The sequence below is a fragment of the Massilia sp. 01N417 genome (genome assembly GCF_056399645.1).
This window is the reverse complement of record NZ_JBFTRS010000003.1, coordinates 198,970-223,361: the sequence shown is the minus strand read 5'-3', so window position 1 is coordinate 223,361 and position 24,392 is coordinate 198,970. Positions and strand designations below refer to the sequence as shown.

Annotated in this window: 23 protein-coding genes; 14 read left to right on the top strand and 9 right to left on the bottom strand. The window is 64.3% G+C overall.

The window, feature by feature from the left end:
* Window positions 1-2: 2 nt before the first annotated feature.
* The 4 genes from AC1DOQ_RS04785 to AC1DOQ_RS04770 all read left to right on the top strand — a co-directional run bounded on the left by AC1DOQ_RS04785 (window position 3) and on the right by AC1DOQ_RS04770 (window position 4,705).
* Window positions 3-1,493: an RNA polymerase factor sigma-54 gene (locus tag AC1DOQ_RS04785; RefSeq protein ID WP_477360789.1), complete on the top strand. Its 1,491-nt coding sequence runs from the start codon at window positions 3-5 to the stop codon at window positions 1,491-1,493.
* A gap of 102 nt (window positions 1,494-1,595) precedes the next feature.
* The gene (hpf, locus tag AC1DOQ_RS04780; protein WP_477360787.1) at window positions 1,596-1,955 is read left to right on the top strand and encodes a ribosome hibernation-promoting factor, HPF/YfiA family; all 360 of its coding nucleotides are present in this window, start codon (window positions 1,596-1,598) and stop codon (window positions 1,953-1,955) included.
* A 107-nt stretch (window positions 1,956-2,062) separates the two neighbouring features.
* A complete protein-coding gene (locus tag AC1DOQ_RS04775; RefSeq protein WP_477360976.1) occupies window positions 2,063-3,148 on the top strand; it encodes an enoyl-CoA hydratase/isomerase family protein in 1,086 nt (361 codons plus the stop codon).
* A 144-nt stretch (window positions 3,149-3,292) separates the two neighbouring features.
* A complete protein-coding gene (locus AC1DOQ_RS04770; protein ID WP_477360785.1) occupies window positions 3,293-4,705 on the top strand; it encodes a GntP family permease in 1,413 nt (470 codons plus the stop codon).
* A gap of 43 nt (window positions 4,706-4,748) precedes the next feature.
* Here AC1DOQ_RS04770 and rapZ read toward each other — a convergent pair whose 3' ends face one another.
* From rapZ to ilvA, 5 genes are all read right to left on the bottom strand, one after another.
* Window positions 4,749-5,612: an RNase adapter RapZ gene (gene rapZ / locus AC1DOQ_RS04765; protein WP_477360783.1), complete on the bottom strand. Its 864-nt coding sequence runs from the start codon at window positions 5,610-5,612 to the stop codon at window positions 4,749-4,751.
* Between the two features lie 72 nt (window positions 5,613-5,684).
* A complete protein-coding gene (hprK, locus tag AC1DOQ_RS04760; RefSeq protein ID WP_230024320.1) occupies window positions 5,685-6,620 on the bottom strand; it encodes an HPr(Ser) kinase/phosphatase in 936 nt (311 codons plus the stop codon).
* 9 nt (window positions 6,621-6,629) lie between these two features.
* Entirely contained in the window at window positions 6,630-7,112 is a 483-nt protein-coding gene (locus tag AC1DOQ_RS04755) for a PTS sugar transporter subunit IIA (protein ID WP_477360781.1), read from the bottom strand.
* 348 nt (window positions 7,113-7,460) lie between these two features.
* Window positions 7,461-8,291 (bottom strand): NADPH-dependent 7-cyano-7-deazaguanine reductase QueF, encoded by an 831-nt coding sequence (gene queF / locus AC1DOQ_RS04750; RefSeq protein WP_477360779.1) that lies wholly within the window; start codon window positions 8,289-8,291, stop codon window positions 7,461-7,463.
* Window positions 8,292-8,457: 166 nt separating this feature from the next.
* The gene (ilvA, locus tag AC1DOQ_RS04745) at window positions 8,458-10,023 is read right to left on the bottom strand and encodes a threonine ammonia-lyase, biosynthetic (protein WP_477360777.1); all 1,566 of its coding nucleotides are present in this window, start codon (window positions 10,021-10,023) and stop codon (window positions 8,458-8,460) included.
* Between the two features lie 138 nt (window positions 10,024-10,161).
* On the opposite strand from ilvA, the gene AC1DOQ_RS04740 reads away from it, so the two are divergent.
* Window positions 10,162-10,662 carry a YqaA family protein gene (locus AC1DOQ_RS04740; RefSeq protein ID WP_477360775.1) on the top strand — a complete coding sequence of 167 codons (501 nt, stop codon included), beginning with the start codon at window positions 10,162-10,164 and terminating at the stop codon, window positions 10,660-10,662.
* 8 nt (window positions 10,663-10,670) lie between these two features.
* Here AC1DOQ_RS04740 and AC1DOQ_RS04735 read toward each other — a convergent pair whose 3' ends face one another.
* Window positions 10,671-11,075, bottom strand: coding sequence for a MerR family transcriptional regulator (locus tag AC1DOQ_RS04735; RefSeq protein WP_477360773.1), 405 nt, complete (start codon window positions 11,073-11,075; stop codon window positions 10,671-10,673).
* Between the two features lie 68 nt (window positions 11,076-11,143).
* Between AC1DOQ_RS04735 and AC1DOQ_RS04730 the strand changes: the two genes are divergently transcribed.
* The 4 genes from AC1DOQ_RS04730 (at window position 11,144) to AC1DOQ_RS04715 (ending at window position 17,527) form a co-directional block, all read left to right on the top strand.
* Window positions 11,144-12,382, top strand: a complete 1,239-nt coding sequence (locus AC1DOQ_RS04730) for an NADH:flavin oxidoreductase/NADH oxidase family protein (protein WP_477360771.1) — start codon at window positions 11,144-11,146, stop codon at window positions 12,380-12,382.
* A 193-nt stretch (window positions 12,383-12,575) separates the two neighbouring features.
* The gene (locus AC1DOQ_RS04725) at window positions 12,576-16,586 is read left to right on the top strand and encodes a DUF3683 domain-containing protein (RefSeq protein WP_477360769.1); all 4,011 of its coding nucleotides are present in this window, start codon (window positions 12,576-12,578) and stop codon (window positions 16,584-16,586) included.
* Entirely contained in the window at window positions 16,583-17,017 is a 435-nt protein-coding gene (locus tag AC1DOQ_RS04720; RefSeq protein WP_477360767.1) for an HIT family protein, read from the top strand. Before AC1DOQ_RS04725 ends, AC1DOQ_RS04720 begins: the two co-directional genes overlap by 4 nt.
* Window positions 17,018-17,107: 90 nt before the next feature.
* Window positions 17,108-17,527 (top strand): gamma-butyrobetaine hydroxylase family protein, encoded by a 420-nt coding sequence (locus tag AC1DOQ_RS04715; protein WP_477360765.1) that lies wholly within the window; start codon window positions 17,108-17,110, stop codon window positions 17,525-17,527.
* Between the two features lie 9 nt (window positions 17,528-17,536).
* Here AC1DOQ_RS04715 and AC1DOQ_RS04710 read toward each other — a convergent pair whose 3' ends face one another.
* Both AC1DOQ_RS04710 and AC1DOQ_RS04705 read right to left on the bottom strand, forming a co-directional pair.
* A complete protein-coding gene (locus tag AC1DOQ_RS04710; protein ID WP_477360763.1) occupies window positions 17,537-18,268 on the bottom strand; it encodes an oxygen-binding di-iron domain-containing protein in 732 nt (243 codons plus the stop codon).
* A gap of 127 nt (window positions 18,269-18,395) precedes the next feature.
* On the bottom strand, window positions 18,396-18,602 hold the full coding sequence (locus tag AC1DOQ_RS04705) for a cold-shock protein (RefSeq protein ID WP_441934951.1): 207 nt from the start codon (window positions 18,600-18,602) through the stop codon (window positions 18,396-18,398).
* A 308-nt stretch (window positions 18,603-18,910) separates the two neighbouring features.
* Between AC1DOQ_RS04705 and ubiE the strand changes: the two genes are divergently transcribed.
* The 5 genes from ubiE (at window position 18,911) to AC1DOQ_RS04680 (ending at window position 23,529) form a co-directional block, all read left to right on the top strand.
* Window positions 18,911-19,645 (top strand): bifunctional demethylmenaquinone methyltransferase/2-methoxy-6-polyprenyl-1,4-benzoquinol methylase UbiE, encoded by a 735-nt coding sequence (gene ubiE, locus AC1DOQ_RS04700; RefSeq protein ID WP_477360761.1) that lies wholly within the window; start codon window positions 18,911-18,913, stop codon window positions 19,643-19,645.
* A 10-nt stretch (window positions 19,646-19,655) separates the two neighbouring features.
* Entirely contained in the window at window positions 19,656-20,624 is a 969-nt protein-coding gene (locus AC1DOQ_RS04695) for a Tim44 domain-containing protein (RefSeq protein ID WP_477360759.1), read from the top strand.
* 118 nt (window positions 20,625-20,742) lie between these two features.
* Window positions 20,743-21,375, top strand: a complete 633-nt coding sequence (locus tag AC1DOQ_RS04690) for a ubiquinone biosynthesis accessory factor UbiJ (protein ID WP_477360757.1) — start codon at window positions 20,743-20,745, stop codon at window positions 21,373-21,375.
* Entirely contained in the window at window positions 21,375-22,928 is a 1,554-nt protein-coding gene (gene ubiB / locus AC1DOQ_RS04685; RefSeq protein WP_441934955.1) for a ubiquinone biosynthesis regulatory protein kinase UbiB, read from the top strand. Before AC1DOQ_RS04690 ends, ubiB begins: the two co-directional genes overlap by 1 nt.
* A 4-nt stretch (window positions 22,929-22,932) precedes the next feature.
* Entirely contained in the window at window positions 22,933-23,529 is a 597-nt protein-coding gene (locus AC1DOQ_RS04680) for a methyltransferase domain-containing protein (RefSeq protein ID WP_477360755.1), read from the top strand.
* A gap of 19 nt (window positions 23,530-23,548) precedes the next feature.
* Here the strand turns inward: AC1DOQ_RS04680 and AC1DOQ_RS04675 are convergent, their stop codons facing one another.
* Window positions 23,549-24,226 (bottom strand): TetR/AcrR family transcriptional regulator, encoded by a 678-nt coding sequence (locus AC1DOQ_RS04675; protein WP_477360754.1) that lies wholly within the window; start codon window positions 24,224-24,226, stop codon window positions 23,549-23,551.
* Between the last annotated feature and the right edge of the window lie 166 nt (window positions 24,227-24,392).

The window sequence follows — 24,392 nt, the reverse complement described above, 5'->3', positions numbered from 1 at the left end:
TCATGAAACAGACGCTGCAACTCAAGACATCACAGCACCTTGCGCTGACACCGCAACTCCAGCAGTCGATCCGGCTGCTGCAGCTGTCCACTCTCGAGCTGCACCAGGAGATTGAACAGGTCCTCAGCGACAACCCGCTGCTCGAACGCCTCGACGATCCGCTCGACCGTTCGGTACGCCTGCTGGCCGACGGCGCGATCAACAACGGTTCGTCGACGTCCACCACGCCCGACTCGCCGCCCTCGTCCAGCCAGGGCGAGGAGGGCAACGGCGGCGCCGAAGCCGAAGGCGGCGGCAGCGACAGCGACAACGGCGATGCCGGCGGCGCCGAGCACGACATGGATTGGGGCGAGCCGGGCCGCTCCGGCAGCGGCGGCGAGGAAGAAGACGGCCGCCCGCAGCTGGAAGCCAGCCCGGTCTCGCTGCGCGAATACCTGATGGAACAGGTGCGCCTGACCTGCATGTCGCCGCGCGATTGCGCGCTGGTCGAGATCGTCGTCGACACCCTCGACGACAACGGCTATCTCGAGGAAACCCTGGACGAGCTGCATGCGCGCCTGCCGGCCGAACTCGAAGTGGAATTCGAGGAACTGCGCACCGCGCTGGCGCTGGTGCAGAGCATGGACCCGCCCGGCGTGGGCGCGCGCAGCGCCGCCGAATGCCTGGCGCTGCAGATCCGCCGCATGCCTGGCGTGCCGCTGGTCACGCGGCGCATGGCACTGACCATCGTCGAACGCTACCTGACCTGGTTCGCGCAGCGCGAATTCAACAAGCTCAAGAAGGCCCTCGACTGCGACGACGAAGACCTGCGCGAAGCCCAGGCCGTGATTCGCCACTGCAATCCGCATCCGGGCGCGGCCTTTGCTTCCGACGTCTCCGACTTCGTGGTGCCGGACGTGATCGTGCGCCGCGCGAAGGATGGCTGGAGCGTGCAGCTGAATCCCGAGGTGATGCCGCGCCTGCGCGTGAACAGCCTGTACGCCACCTTGATGAAGCAGGGGAAATCGGAATCCCAGCTGGCGGCGCAGTTGCAGGAAGCAAAGTGGCTCATCAAAAACATGCGCCAGCGCTTCGATACTATCCTTCGGGTAGCTCAAGCAATCGTGGAGCGCCAGCGGAACTTTTTCTCCCATGGCGCCGTTGCCATGCGGCCCCTTGTTTTACGTGAGATAGCTGATACACTAGGTCTACACGAGAGCACAATTTCTCGTGTCACAACTCAGAAATACATGCTGACGCCGCACGGCATGTTCGAGTTGAAGTACTTTTTCGGGAGTCACGTCGCGACCGAGGCAGGAGGAGAAGCCTCCTCGACCGCGATCCGGGCTCTTATCGTACAACTCACAGGAGCAGAAGACCCCAAGAACCCTTTATCCGACAGCAAGATCGCGGAGATGCTAGGGGAACAGGGAATGGTTATCGCACGCCGCACGGTAGCGAAATACCGCGAGGCGCTGAAGATCCCTCCCGTCAGCCTCCGTAAATCTCTGTAGCAAGCTCTTTCAGCAAGCTCTTGCAGCAAGCTTCTTGCAACAACGCTGCCCTGGTGCGTGGTATGCGCGTACGACAGGCAGCGCATCATCAAAGGAGTGTGTATGAATCTCACTATCAGCGGACATCATCTCGATGTAACCCCGGCAATCCGTGAATACGTACAGAACAAGCTCGAACGCATCACCCGCCATTTCGATCAAGTGATCGACTCCCACGTCATCCTCTGCATTGACAATCTCACCGAGAAAGAAAAACGCCAGAAGGCCGAGATCAACTTGCGCGTCGCCGGCAAGATCGTTCACGTCGCCAGTGCCGCGCACGACTTGTACGCCGCGATCGACATGCTGATGGACCGACTCGACCGGCAGGTGCAGAAGTACAAGCAGATGCTGCAGGATCACAGTAGTACACCGCTCAAGCGCATACCCAACGATGGAGGAGAAGCTGCCGCTACAGCGTGACCATTCCGCTGGCGCAGCACAAGTAACGAAGGGCGCATCTGGCGCCCTTTTCGTTTTCCGGGCCGCGCTACAATGCCGTTTTCCATTTCAATAAATAAAACAACATGATGAGCGAACACGTGCAGACCCGCGTTGCCAACGGCACCGGCATCATTACCCTCGACCGTCCCAAGGCCCTGAATTCGCTGTCGCTGGAAATGGTGCGTGCACTGACGGAGACCCTGCTGGCCTGGCGCGACGATGCGGCCGTCGACGCCGTCGTCATCAAGAGCAGCAGCGAGAAAGCCTTGTGCGCAGGCGGCGACATCCGCTTCTTCCACCAGGCCGGGCACGCCACGCCCACGGGAGGCAGTGCACTGCTGGAAGACTTCTTTACCGAAGAATACGCACTCAACCACCTGATCCACTTCTATCCGAAGCCCTACATCTCGCTGATGGACGGCGTGGTCATGGGCGGCGGCATGGGCATCGCCCAGGGCGGGCCGGAGACCGGCCTGCGCATCGTGACCGAACGCACGAAGATGGCCATGCCCGAGGTGAACATCGGCCTGTTCCCGGACGTCGGCGGCAGCCACTTCCTGTCGCATGCGCCGGGCGCGCTCGGCATGTATCTGGGGCTGACGGGGCTGACCATCGGCGCCGCCGATGCGCTGTATGTCGGCCTGGCCGACGTGTTCGTGCCGGGCGCCGAACTGGCGGCCCTGCACGCGCTGATCGACCGGACGCCGGGCGCGCAGCTGGCCGATGCGATCCGCGCCTTCGCCGCGCCGTTCGCGCAGCAGGCCGGCGCCAGCGAACTCGAAGCGAACCGCGCATTGGTCGACCGGCACTTCGGCGCGGACTCGGTGCCGGCCGTGATGGCCTCGCTGGAGGGCGACGCCGATCCGTTCGCGCAGAAGGCCCTGGCCGCGATGCGCCAGCGCTCGCCGCTGATGATGTGCGTGACGCGCGAGATGCTGGTGCGCGGCGCCGCGATGGACGTGGCCGGCTGCCTGCGCATGGAGCGCTCGCTGGTGCGCCGCAACTTCGAACACGGCGAAGTGCTCGAAGGCGTGCGCGCGCTGGTGATCGACAAGGACAATGCGCCGAAGTGGAACCCGCCCGCGCTGGAGGCCGTCACGCCGGCGATGGTGGCGCGCTTCTTCGAGCCGGTGTGGCCGGCCCATGCGCATCCGCTGCGCCACCTGGCGTAAGCTGCGCCTGCTCCACCGCCCCGGCAGCCGCCGGGTTTTTTTCGCTGCCGATAATGCGTTGCAACATAAGCACGAATTTATGCGATGATTTCATCAGGCAATGAAATAATGACATAGCCAAGCACAACAATAGAGGAGTCCAATTTGTCGTTTCTGATCGTCCTGGCCGCACTGGCCTTCCTGATGGTGGCCGCCTACCGTGGCTACAGCGTCATCCTGTTCGCACCGATCGCCGCCCTCGGCGCGGTCCTGTTCACCGACCCGTCCGCCGTGGCGCCGGTCTTTTCCGGCATCTTCATGGAAAAGATGGTCGGCTTCGTCAAGCTCTACTTCCCGGTCTTCATGCTGGGCGCCGTGTTCGGCAAGGTCATCGAGATGTCCGGCTTCTCGAAATCCATCGTCCAGGCGGCGATCCGCTACATCGGCCGCTCGCGTGCGAACGCCGTGATCGTCGCCGTGTGCGCGCTGCTGACCTATGGCGGCGTGTCGCTGTTCGTGGTGGTGTTCGCCGTGTACCCGTTTGCGGCTGAGCTCTACCGCCAGAGCAATATTCCGAAGCGCCTGATGCCGGGCGCGATCGCGCTGGGCGCCTTCTCGTTCACCATGGATTCGCTGCCGGGCACGCCGCAGATCCAGAACATCATCCCGACCACCTTCTTCAAGACCACCGGCTGGGCCGCGCCCGTGCTCGGCACCATCGGCTCGGTGTTCATCATCGTGGTCGGCCTGGCCTACCTGGAATGGCGCCGCCGCGCTGCGATGGCGAAAGGCGAGGGCTATGGTGTGCACGCCGATGCGCCCGAGGCCGCCCAGGCGGAGGCGGCGCGGGAAGCCTTGCCGAACCCGCTGATCGCGGTGCTGCCGCTGGTGCTGGTGGGCGTGGCCAACTTCGCGTTCACCAAGATGATCCCGGTCTGGTACGGCGCCGGCGCCTACACCGTGCCGCCCGAAGTGCTGCCGGGCGTGCACACGCCGGTGACGGCCACGGTCAAGAGCGTGCTGGCGATCTGGTCGGTCGAAGCCGCGCTGCTGCTCGGCATCCTGCTGGTGCTCGCGACCGCTTTCCGCCGTGTCAGCCAGCGCTTTGCCAGCGGTTCCAGGGAAGCCGTCGCCGGCGCCCTGCTGGCGGCGATGAACACCGCCTCCGAATACGGTTTCGGCGGCGTGATCGCCGCGCTGCCGGGCTTCATCGTCGTCAGCGATGCCCTGAAGGGGATTCCGAACCCGCTGGTGAATGCGGCAGTGTCGGTCAGCTCGCTGGCCGGCATCACCGGCTCGGCCTCGGGCGGCATGAGCATCGCGCTGGCCGCGATGTCCGACCTGTTCATCAAGGGCGCCGAAGCGGCCCACATTCCGATGGAAGTCCTGCACCGCGTGGTGGCGATGGCCAGCGGCGGCATGGATACGCTGCCGCACAACGGCGCCGTGATCACCCTGCTGGCGGTGACCGGGCTGACGCACCGCGAGTCGTATCGCGAGATTTTCGCGATTACCGTCATCAAGACGCTGGCGGTGTTCTTTGTGATTGGGGTGTTCTACGCGACGGGATTGGTCTGAACCGTCATTCCCGTGCGCGGGAATGACGTTGACAGGCTAACGATCAGTGCTGCTCGCGATGCCGCACAACCACCCGTTCGGACTCGCCGAAGTAAGCCGCCAGCCGTTCCGCCATGTAGACGGAACGGTGCTGCCCGCCCGTGCAGCCGACCGCCACCGTCAGGTAGCTGCGGTTGTCGGTCTTGAACGAGGGCAGCCATTTGGCCACGAAGGCGCGGATGTCGGCCAGCATCTCGACGGCCTGGGGCTGGGCGTCGAGGAAGGCGATGACGGGCGCGTCCTTGCCGGTAAGCGGGCGCAAGGTCAGGTCGTAGTAGGGATTCGGCACGGCGCGCACGTCGAACACGAAGTCGGCGTCCAGCGGCACGCCGCGCTTGAAGGCGAAGGATTCGAAATACAGGGTCAGCTTCGCGAATTCGATCTCGGCCAGTTCCTTGACCCAGGCGCGCAGCTTGTTTGCCGACATTTCCGAGGTGTCGATCACATGGCCCAGCTTCTCGATCGCGCCCAGGCGGTCGCGCTCTTCCGAGATGCACTCGATCAGCGTGCGGCGCGAAGCCGGGTTCTCGCCCGGGCGCAGCTCGTGCGACAGCGGATGGCTGCGGCGGGTTTCGGAAAAGCGGGCCACCAGCGAATGGGTGCTGGCGGTCAGGTACATCACCTTGACTTCATGCCCTTGCTCGCGCAGCGCGCGCACCATCGCCGGCAGTTCGGTCAGCGACTCGGCGCTGCGGGCGTCGACCGCGACGGCGACGCACTTGCTGTCGGCGCCATTGACCGTTTCTACCAGCGAAGGCAGCAGGGCGGGCGGCAGGTTGTCGACGCAGTAGTAGCCTGCGTCTTCGAGTACATTGAGGGCTACCGACTTGCCGGAACCCGAGATACCGGTGATGAGCACGATTCGCATGTGTCCATCATACCGTAACAGTAAGACCTTGTCGCCATTGGCCAGACCAATTGCGATGGTGGCGGCGGCGGCTTAATCGCCGCTCATGGCTTGCCGTTGGCGTTCCATGAACTCCTGCAGCGTATCGATGCCGCGCAACTGCAGGATGGTATTGCGCACCGCGGCTTCCAGCAGCACCGCGATGTTGCGGCCGGCCGCGACGGGAATCACGACCTTGCGGATCGGCAGGCCGAGCACGTCCTCGGTCGGGAAATGGAAGGGCAGTCGCTCGACTTCCTCGTCCAGCGCGCCGCGCTTGACCAGGTGGACGATCAGCTTCAGCCGCATCTTGCGGCGCACCGCGGTCTCGCCGAAGATCGCCTTGATGTCCAGCAAGCCGAGGCCGCGCACTTCGAGCAGGTTCTGCAGCAGCGGCGGGCAGCGGCCCTCGATCATGTTCGGGGCGATGCGCGAGAATTCGACCGCGTCGTCGGCCACCAGGCCGTGCGAACGCGAGATCAGTTCCAGGCCCAGCTCGCTCTTGCCGAGGCCGGAATCGCCGGTGATCAGCACGCCCACGCCCAGCACGTCCATGAACACGCCATGCATGATGACGCGCTGCGCCAGTTTCTTCGATAAATAGACCCGCAGGAAGTCGATGACCTGGGCCGCCGGCAGCGGGGTCGAGAACAGCGGAATGTTCTGCTCGTCGCAGATGGCGAGGATGTCCGGCGGGGTGTCCAGGCCCTGGGCGATGATCAGGGCCGGCGGGCCGCCCGCGATCATTTCGCCGATCATGTGGCTGCGCGAACCGGTCTTGAGGCGCTGGTAGTAATTCAGTTCCTGGTGCCCGAACACCTGGATGCGGCCCGGGTGGATCAGGTTCAGGTGGCCGACCTGGTCGGCGGCCGAGACGGCGTCGCCCGAGATCAGGCGCTCGCCGCCGGGAAAGCCCGCGAACCAGCCAAGTTGCAGGCTATCGCGATTATCGTCATACAGCCTTTGGATGGTTAGCGGAGTCTGGAGCATGGCCTTATTCTAACCCAGTGCCTGCAGACTCGGTTGCCAGTTGATAATGCGTTCATGCACCGAGCGCGGGTCCGGATCGGTGGCCAGCGCGGTGCGCACGGCTTCGTCCGAGAACAGTTCGGCGATTTCGGACAGGATTTCCAGGTGCTGCTGGGTCACGTGGTCCGGGATCAGCAGGAAGAACAGCAGGCTCACCGGCTGGCCGTCCGGCGATTCGAAGGGAATCGGCTCGGCCAGGCGGACGAAGGCGGCCAGCGGCGCCTTCAGGCTCTTGCTGCCCTTGATGCGGCCATGCGGCACGGCCACGCCATGACCGAGACCGGTCGAACCGAGGCGTTCGCGCGCGAACAGGTTGTCAGAGACCGTCGAGCGGGCGATGCCGCAGTTGTTCTCGAAGATCAGGCCGGCCTGTTCAAAGGCGCGCTTCTTGCTCGACACTTCCAGATCGAGCTGAACGTTCTCGAGCGAGAGGATTTTGCTTAGATTAGTCATAACACGCTTCTGTTGCGGTACACCCAGGTTCTTGCGAGCGGGAATTATAGGCCTGTTTCAAGGCCATGACATTCGATTTCGCGTCTGTACGGCAGGCTGTTTTATCCCTGCCGTCAAACGTCGATTTGACCGCGCGCAACCGTTTTGCATCCACACGCAATTTCCGCCATGAAATTTCAAATTTCGCGAACGGAAAGGCACATTTCAGACCCATCTTCCGTATTTTCTAGCCGAATCTTGCCAGCATGCCCAGTCTGCGCCTCGGCGCTGCGAATCGATTGACGTCGCTTCGATGCCACGATTCTGTCGCTGGAAACGAACACTAGATGGGGACAAGGCCGGATTTTTCTACTGCCGGGCGGTGCGCAGATTGGGGGCCTTGCCGGCGCTGAAATTCGCGCGCCAGGGATTGATGTCGAGCCCGCCGCGCCGCGTGTAGCGGGCGTAGACCGCCAGCTTGTGCGGCTTACACTGGCGCAGGATGTCGGTGAAGATGCGCTCGACACATTGCTCGTGAAATTCGTTGTGCTCGCGGAAGCCGATCAGGTAGCGCAGCAGGCTTTCCTGGTCGATCTGCGGACCGGCGTAATGGATCTGCACGGTGCCCCAGTCCGGCTGGCCCGTGACCAGGCAGTTCGACTTCAGCAGGTGGGATACCAGGGTCTCTTCGACCGCGGCTTCGTCGTGCTTGGCCTTGAGGAGTTCCGGTGCCGGGCTGTAATTGTCGACCTCGATGTCGAGGCGGTCCAGCAGCACGCCTTCCAGCTCGCCCATCTTGAGCTTGCCGAAGTCTTCCGGCTGGGTGAGCGTCACGTGCACCGGCGCGCCGAAGGCAGTCGACAGGTCTTCGCGCAGCAGGGCCAGCAGGGCGTCCGTATTGGCCAGGCGGGTCTGGTTGAAGGAGTTCAGATATAACTTGAAGGACTTCGATTCGACGATGTTGGGCGAATCGGCGGGCGCCGTGAGGGTCGCGATCGCCACCTGCGGCTTGCCGCGCATGTTCAGCCACGACAGCTCGTAGGCATTCCAGATGTCGACGCCGAAGAAGGGCAGCGTACCTTTCAGGCCGAGCTCGTCACGTTTCTGCTGGCGCGGGATGGGAAACAGCAGCTCGGGCGCGTACTGGGTCTGGTAGGCCGAGGTCTTACCGAGCGGCGATTGATCAGGGGTATTGGTCATAGTCAGTCTCGAGGTGCGGGACTTGACGCGGGATCGCCGCGTCGGCAAAGCCGCGTATCGTACACCTTTATGCCAATTACTGCGCCGGGTTTCGCGTGGGCACGGGTGCCCACCCTACGGTCGAACATGCCATGTAGGGTGGGCACTCGGTGCCCACGCGCCGCAATCACAAGAACAGCTTGTAGACCGGATTGTTGGTCTCGTCCCAATTCCGGTATCCCAGGCTAGCCAGGAATTGCCGGAACTCATCCATCTCCCCCGAAGGCACCTGCAGCCCGACCAGGATGCGTCCAACGTCGCCGCCCTGGTTGCGATAGTGGAACAGCGAAATATTCCAGTTCGGCGCCATGCTGTCCAGGAAGCGCATCAGCGCACCCGGACGCTCCGGGAATTCGAAGCGGTACAGCAGCTCGTCGTGCGCCAGCGCGCTCTTGCCGCCGACCAGGTGGCGGATGTGCAGCTTGGCCAGCTCGTCGTGGGTGAGGTCGAGGGTGCGGAAACCGTGCTCTTCGAAGGTGCGCGCCAGCATGCCGGATTCGCTGCGGCTGCCGATCTGCACGCCCACGAAGATGTGGGCTTCGGCTTCGCCACTGATCCGGTAATTGAATTCGGTGACGTTGCGCGGGCCGACCAGGGCGCAGAAGCGTTTGAAGCTGCCGCGCTGCTCGGGGATGGTGACGGCGAACACGGCTTCGCGGTCCTCGCCGACTTCGGCGCGCTCGGCCACGAAGCGCAGGCGGTCGAAATTCATGTTGGCGCCGCAGGCCACCGCCACCAGGGTTTCGTTCCTGACCGGATTGCGGGTCAGCTGCGAACGCTCGACATAGGCCTTGGCGCCGGCCACGGCCAGCGCGCCGGCCGGTTCGAGGATGCTGCGGGTGTCCTGGAACACGTCCTGGATCGCGGCGCAGATCGCGTCGGTATCGACGATCACGATCTCGTCGACCACTTCCTTGGCGATGCGGAAGGTTTCCTCGCCCACCAGGCGCACCGCGGTGCCGTCCGAGAACAGGCCGACGTCGGGCAGGGTGACGCGTTCGCCGGCCTTCAGGCTCTTCGCCATCGCATCGGAATCGACGGTCTGCACGCCGATCACCTTGATGTCCGGGCGCACCGCCTTGACATAGGCGCCGACGCCGGAGATCAGCCCGCCGCCGCCGATCGCCACGAAGATCGCGTGGATCGGGCCGGAGTGCTGGCGCAGGATTTCCATGGCGATCGTGCCCTGGCCGGCGATCACGTCCGGATCGTCGAAGGGATGCACGAAGGTCAGCTGCTGTTCGCGCTCGAGCAGCAGGGCGTGGTTGTAGGCGTCGGTATAGGAGTCGCCGTGCAGCACGATCTCGACGTTGGCGCCGCCGCGTTCCTTGACGGCGTCGATCTTCACCGGCGGCGTGGTGGTCGGCATGACGACCAGCGCGCGGCAGCCGAGGCGGCTCGCGGACAGGGCCACGCCCTGGGCATGGTTGCCGGCCGAGGCGCAGATCACGCCGCGCTTGAGCTGCTCGGTCGGCAGGTGCGCCATCTTGTTGTAAGCCCCGCGCAGCTTGAAGCTGAACACGCTCTGCATGTCTTCGCGCTTGAAGTAGATGCGGTTGCCGATGCGCTGGGACAGCGTCGGTGCCAGTTCGAGCGGGGTTTCTTGGGCCACGTCATAGACGCGCGCGGTCAGGATTTTCTTGAGGTAGTCGGTAGTCATGGCGGATGCGATAGTGGATTCCGGGGACGACATCAGGACTGTCTGGCAAGGCGGATAACCGAGGCGTGCAGTACGGCGGGCGGCGCGGGATGGAGCGGGGCCTACCGTGTCGTGGCGGTGGGTTTTTCCTCATTATAATGGACCTATCCTGCTCTACATTCAACCCCACCCATGATCGAGTCCGCCGTCCTCTGGCTGCTGAAAGTCCTCGCTGTGCCAACCGTCGGACTGACTTCCGTCTTCCTGATCGCCTTCGTCTCGGCCACCTTGTTGCCGCTGGGCTCGGAACCGGCCGTGTTCGCGGTGGTGAAGGCCAACCCCGCCATGTTCTGGCCGGTGATCCTGGTCGCCACCCTCGGCAACACGCTGGGCGGCGTGGTCGACTACTGGATCGGCTACCGCGCCAAGGTGGCTTTCGCCAAGGAGCGCAAGTCGCGCTGGTTCCACTGGCTGGCGCGCTACGGCTCCAAGACCATGCTGCTGTCCTGGGTGCCCGGCATCGGCGACCCGCTCTGCACCCTGGCCGGCTGGCTGCACCTGCCGTTCTGGCCCAGCGTGATGTACATGGCGATCGGCAAGTTCGGGCGCTATATTTTCATGACCGTGACCTTGCTGTACGTGCCGGATGGATGGTGGAAGTGGATTGGGGAGACGACGGGCCGCTGGCTGTAGAGCCCCTCTTATGTTCTCTTGAAACATTCGTCGCCGGTCCAGGCCGCGTGTACCCGGCATTCGCCGCGCGCAATGGCCGCCAGCACCCTTTCTTTCGCACTGAGGACGGAGCTGCGCTGGGCATCCAGGATGGCGCGCAGGCGGTCGATTTCTTCCAGGCGCGCTTCCAGCTGGCCGAGCAGGGCGTCCTTCAGCGCATCGCCCTGCAAGGCAACGATGGTGCGAATCGTGTCCAGCGAAAAGCCGAGATTCTGGCCAAGCTGGATCAGGTCCAGGCGCTCCAGCGCACCGTCCTGGTAGTCCCGGTAGCCATTCGCCCCACGCTGCGCCTTCGGCAACAATCCTTCCTTCTCATAGTAGCGGATGGTGGAGGCCGGAACCCCGCTGCGTTCCGCCAGTTCGCCGATTTTCATTTTGCGCTTGACCTTGAAGTTGACTTCAAGCTTAGGATACCTCATCCACATCGAATCGAGGCCATCCCATGCTGTTTACCCCGCTGACCCTGCCGAACGGCGCCATCGTCCCCAACCGCCTGGCCAAGGCCGCCATGGAAGAGACCCTTGCCGATGCCGGCCAGTTGCCGGGGCCCGCCATCCACCGCCTGTACCAGCGCTGGGCCGAGGGCGGAACCGGCTTGATCATCACCGGCAACGTGATGGTCGACCGGCGCGCGCTCACCGGTCCGGGCACCATCGCGCTCGAAGCGGGCACGCCGCTGGCGCCCTTCTCCGACTGGGCGCGGGCGGCGCGCGCGCATGGGGCCCAGGTCTGGATGCAGATCAGCCACCCTGGCCGCCAGGTCATGGCGAATATGGGAGGGCAGGCCTGGGCGCCGTCGGCGGTGGCGCTGGACCTGGGCAAGCACAGCAAGCTGTTTGCGCAGCCGGTGGCGATGCGGGAAGGCGATATCGAGGAAGTCATCGAACGCTTTGCCGCAACCGCCCATGCGGCCGAGCAGGCGGGCTTCGGCGGCGTGCAGATCCACGCGGCGCATGGCTACCTGATCTCGCAATTCCTGTCGCCGCTGAGCAACCGGCGGGAGGACGCCTGGGGCGGCGGCCTGGCCAATCGCGCACGCCTGCTGCTGGAGGTCGTGCGGGCGGTGCGGGCGCGCGTGGCGCCGGGCTTCTGCGTCGCGGTCAAGCTGAACTCGGCCGACTTCCAGCGCGGCGGCTTTTCCGAGGACGATGCGCGCCAGGTGCTGGCCATGCTGAACCTCGAACGGGTCGACCTGGTCGAACTGTCGGGCGGGAGCTACGAGAGCCCGGCAATGCAGGGCCGCACCGCGGATGGCCGCACGCTCGCCCGCGAAGCCTATTTCCTGGAATTCGCCAGGGACCTGGCGGCGGTCGCGGCGATGCCGCTGATGACGACCGGCGGCATCGCGCGCCGTGAAGTCGCCGAACAGGTGCTGGAAGGCGGTGTCGCCATCGTCGGCATGGCCACGGCACTGGCCGCCGTGCCCGACCTGCCGCGCCAGTGGCGGGAAGGACGCGAGCCGGCGGCAAGCATGCCGGCGGTCGACTGGAAGGACAAGGTGCTGGCCAGCCTGGCGCGGATGGCGCTGGTGCGGCGCCGCCTGCATGCGCTGGGCAAGGGCAGCGCGGCGTCCGCCGCCTACAGCCCGCTCTTCACCGTGGTGCTCGACCAGTTGCGCAGCATGCGCCTGACCCGGCGCTACCGGGCGTGGAACAAGGATGCAGCTACGCTTCGTGGATAAGATGCCGCCATGTTCACATGGCCGAGTTTTCGGTGCAAAAACACGTTTTTGTGCATCGAAAATTTGCACTGGTAACGATTTTTCCGACGTTTGTGCTAAATCCGGATTGTAAAAATCATTCGTCACCCAGCATGGTGCATCGCAATAAGCTAGAATGACTGTCCACTACGCGTCAGTCGTCAGCCGATCCACCATGAACGCACCAGCCAATATCCACGCCCTGCTCGAAGAAAACGCACCGGCCCGCCTGCGTGAAATTCCCTACAACTACACCTCGTTTTCCGATCGCGAGATCGTGATCCGGCTGCTGGGCGAATCCTCGTGGCGGCTGCTGGACGAACTGCGCGGCGCGCGCCAGACCGGCCGTTCCGCGCGCATGCTGTACGAAGTATTGGGCGACATCTGGGTGGTGCGCCGCAATCCCTATCTGCAGGACGACATGCTGGACAACCCGAAGCGGCGCGCCAAGCTGATCGAGGCCCTGCATCACCGCCTGGCCGAAGTCGACAAGCGCCGCCTGAGCGTGGACGCCGGCGACAACGCCGATGCGGCCACCGCCGCCGCCCGCAGCAGCGCCGTCGAGCAGCTGCTGGCCGCGGCCCGCAAGGCGGTCGACGATTTCGGCCGCGAATTCAGCGACATGTACGACCTGCGCAAGCGCGCTAGAGCCGTGCTGGGCCGCTACACGGACAAGCGCAACATCCGCTTCGACGGCATGCACCGCACCTCGCACGTGACCGACGCCACCGACTGGCGCGTCGAGTATCCCTTCCTGGTCCTGCTGCCTGATTCCGAAGACGAGATGGCCGGCCTGGTGAAGGGCTGCATCGAGCTCGGGCTGACCATCATCCCGCGCGGCGGCGGCACCGGCTATACCGGCGGTGCGATTCCCCTGAGCCCGATGTCGGCGGTGATCAACACCGAAAAGCTGATCGGCATGGGCGAAGTCGAGATGAGCCGCCTGCCGGGCGTGGACCGCGAATACGCGACCATCCATACCGGCGCCGGCGTGGTGACCCAGCGCGTCTCGCAGGCGGCCGAGAAGGCCGGCTTCGTGTTCGCGGTCGATCCGACCTCGGCCCACGCGTCCTGCATCGGCGGGAACATCGCCATGAACGCGGGCGGCAAGAAGGCCGTGCTGTGGGGGACGGCGCTCGACAATCTCGCTTCCTGGCGCATGGTCGACCCGAACGGCGACTGGCTGGACGTGACCCGCCTCGACCACAACCTCGGCAAGATCCACGACGCCCCGGTCGCGACGTTCAAGCTGGAGTGGACGCATCCGTCGGAGAAGGGCGCACCCAAGGGCGCGCCGTTCCGCACCGAGCTATTAGCCATCGAAGGCCGCCGCTTCCGCAAGGAAGGCCTGGGCAAGGACGTGACCGACAAATTCCTGGCCGGCCTGCCGGGCATCCAGAAAGAGGGCACCGATGGCCTGATTACCTCGGGCCGCTGGATTCTGCACAAGATGCCGAAGTTTACGCGCACCGTGGCGCTGGAATTCTTCGGCCAGGCGCGCGACGCGATCCCTTCGATCGTCGAGATCAAGGATTACCTGGACAGCCTGCCGAAGAACGGCAAGCCGGAATTCGAAACCCTGCGCCTGGCGGGCCTGGAGCACCTGGACGAGCGCTACCTGCGCGCGGTCGGCTATGCCACCAAGTCCAAGCGCGGCACCTTGCCGAAGATGGCGCTGTTCGGCGACATCGTCGGCGACGACGAGAACGCGGTCGCGCAGGCGGCCTCCGAAGTGGTGCGCATCGCGAATACCCGCGTGGGCGAGGGCTTCATTGCCGTGAGCGCGGAAGCCAGGAAAAAATTCTGGCTGGACCGCGCCCGCACCGCGGCCATCGCGCGCCACACCAACGCCTTCAAGATCAACGAAGACGTGGTGATCCCGCTGAACCGCATGGGCGAGTACACCGACGGCATCGAGCGCATCAACATCGAGCTGTCCATCAAGAACAAGCTGCAGCTGGTCGAGGAACTGCACGCCCTGTTCACCTCCGGCCAGCTGGAAGTGACCAAGGCCGACGACGTCACCGGCGAGGGCGTCTCGAAAGAGGAGATCCTGGGCGACCGTCCGCAGCAGGCCGACGAGCTGCTGACGAAGACCGCCGCACGCTGGGGCTGGCTGCTGGCCAACCTGGACCAGCCTTTGCGGGACGTGCTGCCGAAGCTGGCCGAATTCGGCCTCGACGGCTTCTACGACACCTTCGAGCGCCGCGTATCGAACCAGCCGCAGGCGACCCTGTTTGACGTGGTGCAGGACCACACGGTGCGCGTGTCGTGGAAGCAGGACATCCGCGCGCCGCTGCGCCAGATCTTCAATGGCGCGGCGTACAAGCCGATCCTGGACGAGGCTGGCGAGATCCATCAACGCGTGCTGCGCTCGCGCGTGTTCGTGGCCCTGCACATGCACGCCGGCGACGGCAACGTCCACACCAACCTGCCGGTGAACTCGGACGATTACGCCATGCTGCAGGATGCGCACAAGGCCGTCGAGCGCATCATGAAGCTGGCCCGCTCGCTGGACGGCGTGATCTCGGGCGAGCACGGCATCGGCATCACCAAGCTCGAATTCCTGACCGACGAAGAGATCCACGACTTCCGCGAGTATAAGAAACGCGTCGATCCGGAAGGCCGCTTCAACAAGGGCAAGCTGCTCAATACCGACACCGCCTACGCCGACCTGCGCAACGCCTATACGCCGTCCTTCGGCCTGATGGGCCACGAGTCGCTGATCATGCAGCAGAGCGACATCGGAGAAATCGCCAACAGCATCAAGGACTGCCTGCGCTGCGGGAAGTGCAAGCCGGTCTGCACCACCCACGTGCCGCAATCGAACCTGCTGTACTCGCCGCGCGACAAGATCCTCGCCACCTCGGCCCTGATCGAAGCCTTCCTGTACGAAGAGCAGACCCGCCGCGGCGTGTCGATCCGCCATTGGGAAGAGTTCGAGGACGTCTCCGACCACTGCACCGTGTGCCACAAGTGCGTGACGCCGTGCCCGGTCAACATCGACTTCGGCGACGTCTCGATGAACATGCGTAACCTGCTGCGCAAGATGGACAAGCGCAGCTTCAAGCCGGCCAACCGCGCCGCCATGTTCTTCCTGAACGCGACCGACCCGACCACCATCAACATGACCCGCAAGGCCATGGTCGACCTGGGCTACAAGGCCCAGCGGCTGGGCGCCAGCGTGCTGAAGGCGGTGGCGAAAGAGCAGACCAAGGCGCCGCCGCCGACCACCGGCAAGGCGCCGGTGCGCGAGCAGGTGATCCACTTCGTGAACAAGAAGATGCCGGGCAACCTGCCGAAGAAGACGGCGCGGGCCCTGCTGGATATCGAGGACGACAAGGTCATCCCCATCATCCGCAATCCGAAGGTGACCAATGCCGACACCGAGGCCGTGTTCTACTTCCCGGGCTGCGGCTCCGAGCGCCTGTTCTCGCAGGTGGGCCTGGCGACCCAGGCGATGCTGTGGGAAGTCGGCGTGCAGACCGTGCTGCCGCCGGGTTACCTGTGCTGCGGCTATCCGCAGCGCGGCGCCGGCCAGTACGACAAGGCCGACAAGATGATGACGGATAACCGCGTGCTGTTCCACCGCATGGCGAATACCCTGAACTACCTCGACATCAAGACCGTGCTGGTCTCCTGCGGCACCTGCTACGACCAGCTCGCAACCTACGAGTTCGAGAAGATCTTCCCGGGCTGCCGCATCATGGACATCCACGAGTACCTGCTGGAGAAAGGCGTCAAGCTGGAAGGCGTGACCGGTACCCGCTACATGTACCACGACCCCTGCCACACGCCGATGAAGCTGCAGGATTCGATGAAGACCGTGAACGCGCTGGTGCAGACCGCCGACAACGTCAAGATCGAGAAGAACGAACGCTGCTGCGGCGAGTCGGGCACCTTTGCCGTTTCGCGTCCGGACATCGCGACCCAGGTCCGCTTCCGGAAGGAAGAAGAAATGGAGAAGGGCGCCGACAAGCTGCGCGCCGACGGCTTCAGCGGCGACGTCAAGATCCTGACCAGCTGCCCGTCCTGCCTGCAGGGCCTGTCGCGCTACAACGACGACTCGGGCACGACCGCCGACTACATCGTGGTCGAGATGGCGCGGCATCTGCTGGGCGAGAACTGGATGCCGAACTACGTGGCGAATGCGAACAACGGCGGTATCGAAAGGGTGCTGGTATGACGAAGCAAGCCGGCTGCGAGCTGTGCGAACTGGCGGATGCCTCCAAGGTGGTCGCCAACGACAGGTTCTCGGTGATCCTGGCGAACGAGCCCAACTACCCGGGCTTCGCCCGCGTGATCTGGAACGAGCACGTGCGCGAAGTGAGCGACCTGCCCGATGCCGACCGCCTGCTGCTGAACGAGGCCGTGTGGAAGCTGGAGCAGGCCGTGCGCGAGGTGATGCAGCCGCTGAAGGTGAACGTCGCCAGCCTGGGCAATGTGGTGCCGCATTTGCACTGGCATGTGATTCCGCGCTATGCGGACGATGCGCATTTTCCCGCGCCGGTTTGGGCGCAGGCGGTGCGTGAGACTTCCGCGGACGTGCTGGGGCAGAGGCGGGCGCTGCTGCCCGAATTGGTGAAGGCGATCGAGCGGAAGTTCGCAAACCGATAAAATAGCGCCAATCCGTACCCTACGCACCGTCGTTCCCGCGAAGGCGGGAATGACGGCTCATCGGCCAACATTCATCGCTAGCTTTCGATCATGCCCATCCCCACCAACCTCACCATCCGCCAGCAATCCAGAATCCTGGAAATCGCCTTCGACGACGGCGCCGCCTTCTCCATCCCTTTCGAGCTGATGCGCGTCTACTCGCCCTCGGCCGAAGTGAAGGGGCACGGGCCCGGCCAGGAAGTGCTGCAGGTCGGCAAGCGCGATGTCGGTATCGAAGGCGTCGAGCCGGTCGGTAACTATGCCGTCAAGCCGCTGTTCACCGACGGCCACCAGTCCGGCATCTATACCTGGGACTACCTGTACAAGCTGGGCAAGGAAGAGGCGGCGCTGTGGCAGGATTACCTGCAGCGCCTGCACGCCGCCGGCTTCGAGGGCGACAGCGGCCGTGCGCCGGGCACCGTGCTGCCGGGCGCGCAATCCAAGCCGCATGCCTGCGGCCACCATCACTAAGTCACCAAGTCACCCGGCGCCGACGAGCCGTTCGCCGAGGGCGCGCAGCAGCGTTGCGCCATCGCCGCTCCAGGCGCTGCCGTGCATGCACGCCAGGGTGCCGGGCGACTCGGCTGCCAGGTGCTCGATCAATTCCCTCGTATTGGTCGAGTGCGAGAAATAATCCATCGGCTTCCGGAACGCTTCGCTGTTCTCCAGGATGTCGTCGCTGGTCAGGGCGGTCTCGCCCAGGCCGCCCTGGGTGAACAGGTCGCCGCAAAACAGCGTCCTGGTCCGGGTATCCATCAGGAAGCCGGTTTCCCAGCCGTGCGGCAGATGCGGCGCATCGAGCCACTTGACCGAGCGTTTTCCCAGGCTGAGTTCGGCGCCGTCGGCCATGGCAAGGGCGGGCCGGTCCGCAAAATCGTTCACCGACACCATTGCCGCAACCCGGCCGCACAAGGGGACGCCCTGGGGCGCAACGCCCAGCCATTCATTCAGGGAACCGCATTCGTCCGCTTCGAAATGCGATAGGGCGATGAAGCRCAGATGGCTCACCGGCATGACGCTTTCCACGGCTTCCCAGACCAGCGGAAACATCTTTCTTGGGCCGGTGTGAAAAAGAAGCGGCTGATCGTCGACGACCAGGTACTGGTTGAAGGAGAAGCCGCCCGGCACAAGGTTGACCGGGGTATTGATGCGATAAACGCCGTCAGCGATCTCGTGGACATTGGTGCCGGCGGATGCATTGGTGATGGCCATATCGGACTCCAGGGAAGTCACTCCAGACCACCAATGTAGGTGAGACCGGGCCCAAGGTAAACGAAAAAAGCGCCGGCGAAACCGCACGGCGCTTTTTATCGAGCCGGTCGAGCCGGCTGGTCGGCAATCATGCCTGGGGCTGGATGTTCGCAGCTTGCTTGCCCTTCGGACCGGTGGTGATTTCGAAGCTGACGCGCTGGTTCTCCGCCAGAGATTTGAAGCCGGCCACATTGATCGCCGAAAAATGCGCGAACAGGTCGTCGCCGCCATCATCCGGTTTGATGAAGCCGAAGCCTTTGGAATCGTTGAACCATTTCACAGTGCCAGTCGCCATGTTATTTCTCTCTCAAAAGGATTTTGTCTAAAACTTTGCCCGTCTCCGCTGGTCTCCGCCATGTGGAGTTAACAAAGCTGAATCACTATAAGCAAAATTTTAAGAAAGTGCTGCACGATTGAAAGGATGTCGGGAATCCTGCGACTTCATGTTCAAAAACATTTCAAGCGGGGAAAAATGCTTGTGCGGGGGGATGTTTTCGACGCCGAAACAGGCGTATCCATGCGCGGGAATAGGGCCTTCGCACATCCATAGGCGTCGGTCCGCATGCCGCTTGTATAATGCAGCAAGATCAAAAGGCAAACGATATGACCAACACCACCCATTTCGGCTACAAGACCGTCTCCGAAGAAGAGAAGGTCCACGAAGTCGCCAAGGTATTCCACTCGGTCGCGTCCAAGTACGACGTGATGAACGACCTGATGTCCGGCGGCCTGCACCGTATCTGGAAGACCTTCACCATCGCCCAGGCCGCCATCCGTCCCGGCTTCAAGGTGCTCGACATTGCCGGCGGTACCGGCGACCTGTCCAAGGCCTTTGCCAAGCAGGCGGGTCCGAGCGGCGAGGTCTGGCTTACCGACATCAACGAGTCGATGCTGCGCGTCGGCCGCGATCGTCTATTGAATAAAGGTCTAGTCACCCCCACCTTGCTGTGTGACGCGGAGAAACTGCCGTTCCCGGACAACTACTTCGACCGGGTCAGCGTGGCCTTCGGCCTGCGCAACATGACGCACAAGGACCAGGCGCTGGCGGAAATGCGCCGCGTGCTGAAGCCGGGCGGCAAGCTGCTGGTGCTGGAGTTCTCGAAGGTGGCCGCGCCGCTGCAGAAGCCATACGACGTCTATTCGTTCTCGGTACTGCCGTGGCTGGGCCAGCGCATCGCCAACGATGCCGAGAGCTACCGCTACCTGGCCGAGTCGATCCGCATGCATCCGGACCAGGAAACGCTGAAGTCGATGATGGAAAGCGTGGGCCTGGAACGCGTGCAGTACTACAACCTGACGGCTGGTGTGGCGGCACTGCATACCGGCATCAAACTTTGAGGTGTCCACGATGAAGAAATTCTTGGCCAGCACGATGATCGCGGTGACCGCACTGTCCTTCGTCGCCGATGCGTTCGCACGTCCGGTAGGCGGCGGCCGTTCCTTCGGCCGGCAGTCGTCGTCGGTCAGCCGGATGCGCGCGCCCGCGCCTGCACCGGCGCCGTCTCCCGCGCAGCAGCCGGGCTACCAGCGTCCTGCGCCGGCCCCGATGGCGCCGCAGCCGATTCCGCAAAAACGTCCTAGCATGTGGAAGGGCGTGCTGGGCGGCGCACTGCTGGGCCTGGGCCTGGGCGCGCTGTTCTCGCACTTCGGCATCGGCGGCGCCATGGCCAGCGCGCTGTCCTCGATCCTGATGATCCTGCTGCTGGTGTTCGCCGTGATGTTCATCGTGCGCATGTTCCGCCGCAAGGATACCCCGGCCAATCCGCAGTTCTCCGGCTTTAACCAGAACCCGGTGCCGGCTTCGGCCTCGGCCACGCCGGAAATCGGTTCCGGCCTGAACCAGGGCTGGCAGCCCAACGCGAACCAAGGCTATTCGGGCGGCTACAGCCAGCCGACCTCGAACGTGTCGCTGAACAAGCAGGCCTCGCACGAGCAGTGGGGCGTGCCGGCCGGCTTCGATACCGAGGCCTTCCTGCGCCATGCGAAAGCCTCCTTCATCCGCATGCAGGCCGCCTGGGACCGCAGCGACCTGGCCGACTTGCGCGAGTTCACCTCGCCCGAGGTGTTCGCCGAGCTGCAGCTGCAGATCCAGGAACGCGGCGGCAACCAGGACTACACCGAGGTCGTCTCGATCGACGCCCAGCTGCTGGGCATCGAGACCACCGAGCGCGATTACCTGGCCAGCGTGCAGTTCAACGGCATGATCCGCAACGCCCCGGGCGCCCAGGCCGAGCCTTACGTCGAGGTGTGGAACCTGGCCAAGCCGCTGAACGGCAATGGCGGCTGGGTCCTGGCGGGCATCCAGCAAATCACGTAAGGTCATTTTTGCAAGATTTTTTGCTCTAACGATCCGTGCTGCCGGGTTTGTGCCCCGGCGAACTGGTAAGATCGAAACCGCCCAACACCGGGCGGTTTTTTTTTAAACGCAAGCTTCAATGTCACCGACTCCTACTTTCTTTAGCGTAGCGACCATCAACCACCTGCTGGCCCAGGAAGCCTGGGCGCGCGATACCCTGATGCGCCGTGCCGGCAAGGTTGCCTGCATCGACATGGGCCACCTGCGCCTGCGCATGCGCGTGGCCAGGGACGGCATGCTGGAGGTGGCCGGCGACGACGATGTGCCCGACGTGACCATCCACGTCAAGCCGGGCGACCTGCCGTTGATCCTGCAGAACCGCGATCGCGCGTTTTCCTATGTACGCATCGAGGGTGACGCCGAATTCGCCAACACCATCTCCCAGCTCTCGAAAGGGCTGCGCTGGGATGCCGAGCACGATCTCGACCGCCTGTTCGGGCCGATCGCGGCAAACCGGCTGGCGGGCGGTGCGCGCGCGGCCGTCTCGCATGCCACCGGCAGCGCACGCCGGCTGGCCGAGAACGTCGCCGAATTCCTGCTGGAAGAGCGCCGCGTCCTGATCCGTCCGAGCAGCGTCGACGCCTTCGCCGATGAGGTGAACCGCCTGCGCGACGACGTCGAGCGCTCGGCCAAGCGGATCGCGAAGCTGGAACAGAAACTCGAACAGAAACTGGAACAACAGCGGGCGCAGCGCCCGACAACGGATAGCTGATGATTCTGAAATTCCTGCGCCTCCTCAAGATCCTGACGGTTTTCACAAGATACGGTCTCGACGAAATTGCGATGTCCGGCCTGGACGTGCCGCGTACCGCCCGCTTCATCAACTCGGTGTTCTTCTGGCGCCGGATCACCTCGCCCCGCGCGATCCGCCTGCGCCTGGCGCTGGAAGAGCTGGGCCCGATCTTCGTGAAGTTCGGCCAGGTGCTGTCGACCCGCCCCGACCTGATGCCGCCGGATATCGTGGCCGAGCTGTCGCTGCTGCAGGACCGCGTGCCGCCTTTCGATTCCGACCTCGCCATCGCCCAGATCACGCGCTCGCTCGGCGCCCCCCCGAGCGAGCTGTTCGCCACCTTCGAGCGCACCCCGGTGGCCTCGGCCTCGATCGCCCAGGTCCACTTCGCCACCCTCAAGGACGGCAAGGAAGTGGCGGTGAAGGTGCTGCGGCCGGGAATGAAGTCGACCATCGACGAAGACCTGGCCCTGATGCAGATGGCGGCCGGCCTGATCGAGAAGGTGTGGCCGGACAGCCGGCGCCTGAAGCCGCGCGAAGTGGTCGCCGAATTCGACAAGTACCTGCACGACGAGCTCGACCTGATGCGCGAAGCCGCCCAGGCCAGCCAGCTGCGCCGCAACTTCGCCAACTCGACCCTGCTGATGGTCCCGGAGATGTACTGGGATTACTGCTCCAGCAGCGTGATCGTGATGGAGCGCATGAACGGCATCCCGATCTCGCAGACCGACCGCCTGATCGCCGCCGGCGTCGACCTGAAAAAGCTGTCGCGCGACGGCGTCGAGATCTTCTTCACCCAGGTCTTCCGCGACGGTTTCTTCCACGCCGATATGCACCCCGGGAACATCCTGGTGTCGGTGGAAGAGGCGACCTTCGGGCGCTACATCGCGCTCGACTTCGGCATCGTCGGCACCCTGAACGACTTCGACAAGGATTACCTGTCGCAGAACTTCCTGGCCTTCTTCCGCCGCGACTACAAGCGCGTGGCCGAGGCCCACATCGAATCCGGCTGGGCGCCGCGCGACACCCGCGTCGACGAACTGGAAGCCGCGGTGCGCGCCACCTGCGAGCCGATCTTCGACCGCCCGCTGAAGGACATCTCCTTCGGCCAGGTGCTGCTGCGCCTGTTCCAGACCTCGCGCCGCTTCAACGTCGAGGTGCAGCCGCAGCTGGTGCTGCTGCAGAAGACCATGCTGAACATCGAAGGCCTGGGGCGCCAGCTGGATCCGGAGCTCGACCTGTGGAAGACGGCGAAACCCTACCTGGAGCGCTGGATGGCCGAGCAGGTCGGCTGGCGCGGCATGCTCGAGCGCCTGCGCGTCGAGGCGCCGCAGTACGCCAAGCTGCTGCCGCAGTTCCCGCGCCTGATGCACCAGGTGCTGCACAAGCGCGCGCACAGCGACCTCGACATGGGCGACCTGATGTACAAGCTGGTGGAGAACCAGCGCCGCACCAACCGCCTGCTGGCCGCGCTGGCCTGCGTCACCAGCATCGCGGTGATCGGCCTGGCCGCCGTGCATTTCGTTCATCCCTGAGGCCATGCCGGACTTTTCCAGCCGCGACCCGCTCGCGCCCGCATTCTGGGACGAGCGCTTCGACAAGCAGTTCACGCCCTGGGACCGCGGCGGCGCGCCGGCCGAACTGCGCGCCTTCGTGGCGCAGGCGAACAAGCCCATGTCCGCACTGGCGCCGGGCTGCGGTTCCGGCTACGAACTGGCGCTGATGCTGGAAGCGGGCTGGGACGCCACCGCGATCGACTTCTCGGCCGCCGCCGTCGCCCGCGCCAAAAGCCTGGCGGGGCAGTGGGCCGGCCACATCGTGCAGGCCGATTTTTTCGACTATGTTCCGCCGCGTCCGCTCGACCTGGTCTATGAACAGGCCTTCCTGTGTGCGCTGCCGCGGGCGCGCTGGCCGGACGTCGCCAAGCGCTGGGCGGCGCTGCTGCCGCCCGGCGGCCTGCTGGCCGGTTACTTCTTCTTCGGCGATGCGCCCAAGGGCCCGCCCTTCGGCATCGCCCGCGCGCAGCTGGACGCGCTGTTGACGCCGCATTTCGACTGCGTGGTGGACCAGGCCGTGCCGGATTCGATTCCCGTGTTCGCCGGCAAGGAGCGCTGGCTGGTGTGGCGCAGGCGCTGAGCGTCTGGCGTCTGACTACTTAGCCCTTGCACACGGCGCGGAAGCCGGCCGCGCAATACGCGATCATGCGCGGCGCGATCGCATCCATGTCGGACGAGGAGGCGTGGCCTTCGGATAGCTGGTCCAGGCGGCCGGTGGCGCTCAGGGTCAGGGTCAGGGCGCCGGTGAGGAACTGGTAGCTGTAGAACAGGTCGTCGATGCCGGCTTGCGGCAGCACCCGCTGCAGCAGGACGATGAAGCGCCGCACCACCGGGTCGAAGTGGCTGGTCATGGTGTCCGCGCCCCAGCCGCGCGAACTGTTGACCAGGGCGAGCAGGGCGAAATAATTCTTCCAGCCCGGATCGTCGTGGCGCGCCCGGTCGAGCAGGGGCATCAGGAAGGCCGAGGCGACGCCTTCGACCGTCATGCTGTCGCCGTGCGCTTCCTCATAGCGGGCCATCGCCTCCATGCGGTCCTGGTTGATCGGGCCGGCGCGGCGCGCGAACACGGCGTCGAACAATTCCTGCTTGGTGCCGAAGTAGTAATGGACCAGGGCCGAGTCGACCCCGCATTCGACGGCGACGGCGCGCACCGTGACGCCATGGAAGCCATGCACCGAGAACAGCTTTTCGGCGGCATCGAGGATGACGGGAGCGGTTTCCTTGCCACCCTCGATCTTGGGACGGCGGCCGGGGCGGGGAGGTGAGAAGCGCGTCATTAGCTCAGGAAAAGAAAAGGGCCCGCTTGGGGCCCTGATTTGAAGTCGTTCTTTTATGGCTTGGTGGCGACGGCAGAGCCAGTCGCGCAAACTTCTGTTTCTTAGCAACTAAGGAGTGCTATTTAAACAGGTAAGTTGATGTTCGGCAAACGTAACGCATCTGTTG

What these genes read in the sequence shown, in the direction of transcription:
- AC1DOQ_RS04785 (WP_477360789.1), top strand. Translation starts at nt 3, where the DNA reads ATGAAACAGACGCTGCAACTCAAGACATCACAGCACCTTGCGCTGACA.
- hpf (WP_477360787.1), top strand. Translation starts at nt 1,596, where the DNA reads ATGAATCTCACTATCAGCGGACATCATCTCGATGTAACCCCGGCAATC.
- AC1DOQ_RS04775 (WP_477360976.1), top strand. Translation starts at nt 2,063, where the DNA reads ATGAGCGAACACGTGCAGACCCGCGTTGCCAACGGCACCGGCATCATT.
- rapZ (WP_477360783.1), bottom strand. Translation starts at nt 5,612, where the DNA reads ATGCGAATCGTGCTCATCACCGGTATCTCGGGTTCCGGCAAGTCGGTA.
- hprK (WP_230024320.1), bottom strand. Translation starts at nt 6,620, where the DNA reads ATGCTCCAGACTCCGCTAACCATCCAAAGGCTGTATGACGATAATCGC.
- AC1DOQ_RS04755 (WP_477360781.1), bottom strand. Translation starts at nt 7,112, where the DNA reads ATGACTAATCTAAGCAAAATCCTCTCGCTCGAGAACGTTCAGCTCGAT.
- queF (WP_477360779.1), bottom strand. Translation starts at nt 8,291, where the DNA reads ATGACCAATACCCCTGATCAATCGCCGCTCGGTAAGACCTCGGCCTAC.
- ilvA (WP_477360777.1), bottom strand. Translation starts at nt 10,023, where the DNA reads ATGTCGTCCCCGGAATCCACTATCGCATCCGCCATGACTACCGACTAC.
- AC1DOQ_RS04740 (WP_477360775.1), top strand. Translation starts at nt 10,162, where the DNA reads ATGATCGAGTCCGCCGTCCTCTGGCTGCTGAAAGTCCTCGCTGTGCCA.
- AC1DOQ_RS04735 (WP_477360773.1), bottom strand. Translation starts at nt 11,075, where the DNA reads ATGAAAATCGGCGAACTGGCGGAACGCAGCGGGGTTCCGGCCTCCACC.
- AC1DOQ_RS04730 (WP_477360771.1), top strand. Translation starts at nt 11,144, where the DNA reads ATGCTGTTTACCCCGCTGACCCTGCCGAACGGCGCCATCGTCCCCAAC.
- AC1DOQ_RS04725 (WP_477360769.1), top strand. Translation starts at nt 12,576, where the DNA reads ATGAACGCACCAGCCAATATCCACGCCCTGCTCGAAGAAAACGCACCG.
- AC1DOQ_RS04720 (WP_477360767.1), top strand. Translation starts at nt 16,583, where the DNA reads ATGACGAAGCAAGCCGGCTGCGAGCTGTGCGAACTGGCGGATGCCTCC.
- AC1DOQ_RS04715 (WP_477360765.1), top strand. Translation starts at nt 17,108, where the DNA reads ATGCCCATCCCCACCAACCTCACCATCCGCCAGCAATCCAGAATCCTG.
- AC1DOQ_RS04705 (WP_441934951.1), bottom strand. Translation starts at nt 18,602, where the DNA reads ATGGCGACTGGCACTGTGAAATGGTTCAACGATTCCAAAGGCTTCGGC.
- ubiE (WP_477360761.1), top strand. Translation starts at nt 18,911, where the DNA reads ATGACCAACACCACCCATTTCGGCTACAAGACCGTCTCCGAAGAAGAG.
- AC1DOQ_RS04695 (WP_477360759.1), top strand. Translation starts at nt 19,656, where the DNA reads ATGAAGAAATTCTTGGCCAGCACGATGATCGCGGTGACCGCACTGTCC.
- AC1DOQ_RS04690 (WP_477360757.1), top strand. Translation starts at nt 20,743, where the DNA reads ATGTCACCGACTCCTACTTTCTTTAGCGTAGCGACCATCAACCACCTG.
- ubiB (WP_441934955.1), top strand. Translation starts at nt 21,375, where the DNA reads ATGATTCTGAAATTCCTGCGCCTCCTCAAGATCCTGACGGTTTTCACA.
- AC1DOQ_RS04680 (WP_477360755.1), top strand. Translation starts at nt 22,933, where the DNA reads ATGCCGGACTTTTCCAGCCGCGACCCGCTCGCGCCCGCATTCTGGGAC.
- AC1DOQ_RS04675 (WP_477360754.1), bottom strand. Translation starts at nt 24,226, where the DNA reads ATGACGCGCTTCTCACCTCCCCGCCCCGGCCGCCGTCCCAAGATCGAG.